Source organism: Burkholderia reimsis, from assembly GCF_003294055.1.
GTDB classification, from domain to species: domain Bacteria; phylum Pseudomonadota; class Gammaproteobacteria; order Burkholderiales; family Burkholderiaceae; genus Burkholderia; species Burkholderia cepacia.
In genome coordinates, this window is record NZ_QMFZ01000091.1 from 1 (window position 1) to 4933 (window position 4933).

Consider the following 4933-nt stretch of genomic DNA (forward strand, 5'->3'; position numbering starts at 1 on the left):
ACCGCCGCCGCGCGTTGCTCCCCGGCATGCTGCTGCGCCATCACGAAGAACTGCGCGTGACCGAAGCAAGCCGTCGCCAGACACGCGCCCCATAACACGCTACCTATACAACGCACGACGATCGGTGAATCCCGGAGCAGTGCAGGTAACAGGTGCGCGCTCGCGACAAGCACCAGGCCAATCGCGACCCAGACGAGCCGCTCGGGGAGCGATCCGCCGCGCTGCCAGCCGGCGAGCACCGACAGGCAGAGCGCAGTGGAGGTCGCGCCGGTCGCCAGGGCGAGCGCCAAGCGACGCGAACTCATGCCGCTTTGCCGCCGAGCAGCACGGCCTTGCGTTCGAGCTTGTCTCGCAGTGTTGACGCAGGCGTACCGGCTGTCTCGTCGGCATCCCCATCGCCAGCACGCTGACGATTCGGCGTCGGCTCGGGATAGAACTCTTCCGCGACGGCCGCTTGTTCATCGGGACTATCCTCAAATGCACCGTTGGCGAAGCCGCGCCGCGCTGCTGCGTCGAGCGCAGCTTGATCGAATCCGGCCGCACGGCGGCGCGTGTCCAGTTCCTTTGCCTCGATCAACGCTTGTTCGAGCTTGCTCCCTGAACGTACACCCAGGTCGACGTAGTAGATGGCCGATCGGTAACTCTGCGTGGTCGACTTGCCGCGTAGTTTGAGTTCCAGAGGCAGGCAGGCCAACAGGTTTCCGGACACCGCTCGGAAGTAATGTAGCCGTGCGGCGAGCGTACGGATACTGTTATAGGACGTGGTGCGCAGGATGAATGAACCGATCTCGTCATCGTCACCGACGATCACGTTCAATCGCCCGTAGGGCTTGCAATTGCCTTGGCGGCCGAACATGCAGCCATCCGGCGAGGGGCAGGGCAGGGCCTCGATGCCGGCGTCCGTTACACGACGACATGTTTCGCCATTGCCGACACACACGGGCCGTCCGGTGTCGCGGTCGAACAACGAATATTCCGACCGGAGGTTCAGGTCCGGGTCATTGAACAGCACGCGGACCGGAATCGCGCGCAGCTTGCCAGCCGTTGCCTTGCGCAGCGCTTCGTTCAGTGGGTGCAGCATCCATTCGCCGCGCTGCTGGATTTGCGTGGTGAGCGTGAACTGGTCGTCTTTCTCGGGGAGGCGTTTGCCGTTCTTCTCGACAATTCTTCCGATAGTAATGCGGCCTATGACCGGCGGCGTGATGGCGAGTCCTTTCAGCATGGTGGTCCTCAAAATAGAAATGGGGAGAAGAGAACTGCGAGCGTTGTGGCGGCTACCGGGAAAAGTGCGCTTCGAGCTTGGTATGGATCTCGCGGGCGACGCCCTGCCACGCGTGGACGCTGACGAGCGGGTGAATGCCGAATTGCTCTTGCAATTTTTCGGGAGGCACGGTGGCAACGCGCTCGGCGTGCTTGCTCAGCGCATCCATCACGAATGCTTGTGCGAGCGCGCCGTATCGGGAGAACGTCATGATCTCCGTGAGACATTCGAGGTTGGTCATGGGGAACGAAATCAGGTAGAAATGAGAAAGCGCCGGGAACCCGGCTTCGAGGTGGCGTACTGCGTTTCGAACTCGGGGTGATCGGCCAACAGTCGAGCCAGGTCGACCCCGGACGAATCCTTGCTACGCTTGAACGACACGGAGCCGGTCTCGAATACGGCCCGGATTGCGTCACCCATGGCCTCCTGGATCATCTGCTTGAACTGCGCTTCGAGTTGTTGGCGCGTTTCGATCTCGGCCCGCACGGCGACCAGATCGGCAAACACGGACGAAAGGCGGTGGTCGTCGCTGAAGTCGATCGTTTCGCCGTTGCCGGGGTACAGATGACGTAGCGCACGATCGGCCGATTCCGATCCATCGGCGGGTGGTGGCGTGTTGGTCTCCACGAATCGCCAGAAGCGCGCTTCGAGTTCGATGAGCCGACCGATCAACGCATCGTCCCGATCGATCCGATGAACTTCCAGCGCCTGTCCGCACAGCAGCACGGCGACGTGTGCGGCAGACTTGCCCGTGACGGCCAACTGGTGCTGAACCTGAATCTGCACGTACTCCGGCACGCCTTCACGCCAGAGCCGCGCGCCGAACTCGCCCGCCGTCTTGCATTCCAATATCTGGACGTCGGGCACACCAACGACTTCACGGTCGATGTTGGCGAGCATCCACGGGATCGACGGATGACGCAGTACCGCGTTGACCTTGCGGACCTTGTTGCCGGTCTGCTGCGTATAGACGGCAGCAACGATCGGCTCCAATAGCGTTCCCCAATACGTCGGGGAAGTCGTATCGGCGGGATCGGGGCGGGGGAGACCTTCTGCGCGCCCGGTTTTGTCGAGCCACAGTTCCAGCGTGCTCATGTACGGATTGAGCCCGACAGCGGCGGCGGCGTCGGAGCCACCGATGCCCGTACGACGAACGGCAAGCCAATCGTCGCGACTCAGGTCCTGCGTCTTGACGAGCTTCAACGCGGGCTTGCGAACGCGCGGTGGTTCGGGGTGAGGGGTGTTCATGGAACCTCGCAAATAAGAAGGCCCGGCAGAACGAATCTGACCGGGCCAAAGGGGAGGAAGGTGCTACGCTGAGCGGGTACGTCGGAATGCGTCTTGCAACGCGTCGCCTGCGAAGGTCACGAGCTTGCCGTTTCCAAGGTGGACAGTCGTGCCTTGCGGCTTGATTTGCAGGATCGTCGCGTAACGACCGCCGAACCGTAAGCCGGCGCCGCGCGGGATCTGAATACGCATGTCGACAGCCAGAGCCGGTGTGGGCTTCTTCATGCGACAAGCTTCATGGCCTCGTCCCAGGCGCGCTCTTTGAGTGTTGCGCCAGCACCGAACCAGGCTGCATCGAGGCGATGGTCATCGCTACGGGCACGGCGATGGTGATCGACGTATTCCGTGACGGCGTTCAGCAATCCCCACGCGGTGCCCGACGCTGAAGCCAGATCCGAACCCTTCCCGCGTCCGGCATAGAGCTGGCCGACCGCCTTGATCGCGCGCTCGTTGACGGCAACTGATTCGCGATCCGGAAGGTTGGCGGTCGAGTAGGTCAGCACACGCCGCAGGAACGATTCGGCTGCCGAGTCCGTCACCTTGCGTTCGGATAGCGCTTTGGTGCGGACCATGAACGCATCCCACGTCGAGACGGCGATGCCGAGCTGCCGTTTCACGGCGGCGGCATCAAACTGCGATCGATGCGAGACCTTGATCGCGCCGGCGCTGTTGCCCAACGCGATTTGCAAGGTATTGTTGCAGACGACGCGTACCGATGTGAATTGCGCTGTCGTGGCGAGCGTGCCGTCGCAGGCCGTTGCCAGCAGGAGGTAGCCATTGACCTGATCCTTGCCCTTGAGCGTGCCGGACTGCCCGGTGCGTGCAAGCGCCCACAGCTTGCGGCCTTCCTTCAGCACGCCGGCCGTCTCGAGCTGGAACCCCCCGACCTCTGTCAGATCGCGGTAGAACTCCAGAATCTCGGACGGCTGCACGACCTGATAACGCGACGACACGACGCTTAACGGCGCTTTGGTGTCCGAGCGGTACAGCACCTTCTGTTCAGGAAATGCGTGGATCGAGCCGAGGCTGCGATTGCCGGCGGCCACGAAGCGCACTTCGGCTTCTTCGATCTGCCACTCCATCCCGGCGGCTCGCGCCCATACTTCGAGCGGTTGTTTCGGTGCCAGCTTGTTGCCCAGACCGTGCCAGGGTTCGGTGCCAACGTAGGCCATCGTTTGGACGAGATGCATGAGAAACTCCTATTCAAAAATCACAGTGCATAAAGCCCGGCCGAGGCCGAGCGGAACAAAATCGATGAGGGGAATGAGGCGAACGACGGATTAGCGGTGCTGGATACTGAAGGTGCGTCCGCACGCGAGGCATCGCCAGTTGTCGAGGATCTTTTGGTCGACGGCTTCGCCGAATGCGGCGCCAGTCGCACAGCCGGCCGCGCCTGCGATCAGTCCGGCGAGGATTGCGCCGGCAATGCCGCCACATGCTGAGCCGACGGGCCCGGCAATCAGTCCAGCTGTCGCTCCAGCTTCGGCGCCGGACAGCGCAATGGCGACAGCGCCGGTCGCACCAGCCGCCGCTCCGACGGTGCTGCCGATTCGACGGGCGACATGGCGGGGTTCCGTACGGGGTGACTGGCACGTCGGGCACGGATAGATCGGTCCTGTACCCGGCCGGTAGTGCGCGGATTCAGTCGCGTCCGATCGTGACGCACGTGCGGGCCCGAATTCCTCGTCGTCGAACGGGAAATGATCATGCATGGGCCGGGACCTCCTTGCGGATCTTGCCGACGTATTTGCAGTGGCACGCGGCCACGAGTGCGCCGCCCACGAATGCGAGTGCAAAGGCGGCGAGGTAATCGAGGGGAGAGGGCATGGTTGGTTTCCTGAGAATGGACGAGCGTGCCGGGACGCGACCGGGCGAACGGCACGTCGGCGCTTGGCGGTCATCCGGCTCGTCGACGGTTGAGCAGCGCTGAGCGGAAGAGATGGCACGGTGCCGTTCAACGAAGCGTGGAGCCGAAGCAGTGCCCGCACGACTGGCACCGATAGTTGTCGAGCACGTTGTCGTCCAGTACGCCGCCGACAGCGGAGCCGGCGACAGAACCGGCTGCGCTGCCGAGCAGGCCGGCCACGACAGCACCCGCCAGTCCGCCGAACACAACGCCAACCGGTCCGCCGATCGCGCCAACTGCTGCGCCAGCTTCGGCACCGGACAATGCCACGGCGAAACCGCTGGTCGCACCGGCTACGCTACCGATCGCGCTACCAGCCCTGCGACCGACATTGAGCGTGTCGATATGCCGAGACCCACAATGAGGGCATGCGAGCAAATCGCCGGACGAAGAAGGTTCCGGCGTCTGCTGCTGGGGCGCGTAAGAGAAGTAGTCGGAGGCGGGCGATGACGTTGGCGGCGCGCGGGGCGTCTCGGGGG

7 protein-coding genes and 2 pseudogenes are annotated in these 4933 nt (G+C 63.4%); all 9 read right to left on the bottom strand.

Annotated features, from left to right (window positions below):
• A pseudogene (locus DPV79_RS41190) lies at positions 1–305 on the bottom strand (hypothetical protein); the annotation flags it as partial.
• Complete coding sequence (locus tag DPV79_RS41195; protein WP_113048149.1) at positions 302–1222, bottom strand: recombination directionality factor; 921 nt, start codon at positions 1220–1222, stop codon at positions 302–304. The gene DPV79_RS41195 and the pseudogene DPV79_RS41190, both read right to left, overlap by 4 nt.
• A gap of 52 nt (positions 1223–1274) precedes the next feature.
• Entirely contained in the window at positions 1275–1502 is a 228-nt protein-coding gene (locus DPV79_RS41200; RefSeq protein WP_113048150.1) for a hypothetical protein, read from the bottom strand.
• An 11-nt stretch (positions 1503–1513) separates the two neighbouring features.
• On the bottom strand, positions 1514–2509 hold the full coding sequence (locus DPV79_RS41205) for a YqaJ viral recombinase family nuclease (protein ID WP_113048151.1): 996 nt from the start codon (positions 2507–2509) through the stop codon (positions 1514–1516).
• Positions 2510–2572: 63 nt separating this feature from the next.
• The gene (locus DPV79_RS41210) at positions 2573–2773 is read right to left on the bottom strand and encodes a hypothetical protein (RefSeq protein ID WP_113048152.1); all 201 of its coding nucleotides are present in this window, start codon (positions 2771–2773) and stop codon (positions 2573–2575) included.
• Complete coding sequence (locus tag DPV79_RS41215) at positions 2770–3738, bottom strand: DUF932 domain-containing protein (protein ID WP_113048153.1); 969 nt, start codon at positions 3736–3738, stop codon at positions 2770–2772. The genes DPV79_RS41210 and DPV79_RS41215 overlap by 4 nt, the downstream gene beginning before the upstream one ends.
• Positions 3739–3828: 90 nt before the next feature.
• A complete protein-coding gene (locus tag DPV79_RS41220) occupies positions 3829–4260 on the bottom strand; it encodes a hypothetical protein (protein WP_113048154.1) in 432 nt (143 codons plus the stop codon).
• Positions 4253–4375, bottom strand: a complete 123-nt coding sequence (locus DPV79_RS43725) for a hypothetical protein (protein WP_279636648.1) — start codon at positions 4373–4375, stop codon at positions 4253–4255. The genes DPV79_RS41220 and DPV79_RS43725 overlap by 8 nt, the downstream gene beginning before the upstream one ends.
• Positions 4376–4502: 127 nt before the next feature.
• Positions 4503–4933: pseudogene (locus DPV79_RS43585) on the bottom strand (hypothetical protein); the annotation flags it as partial.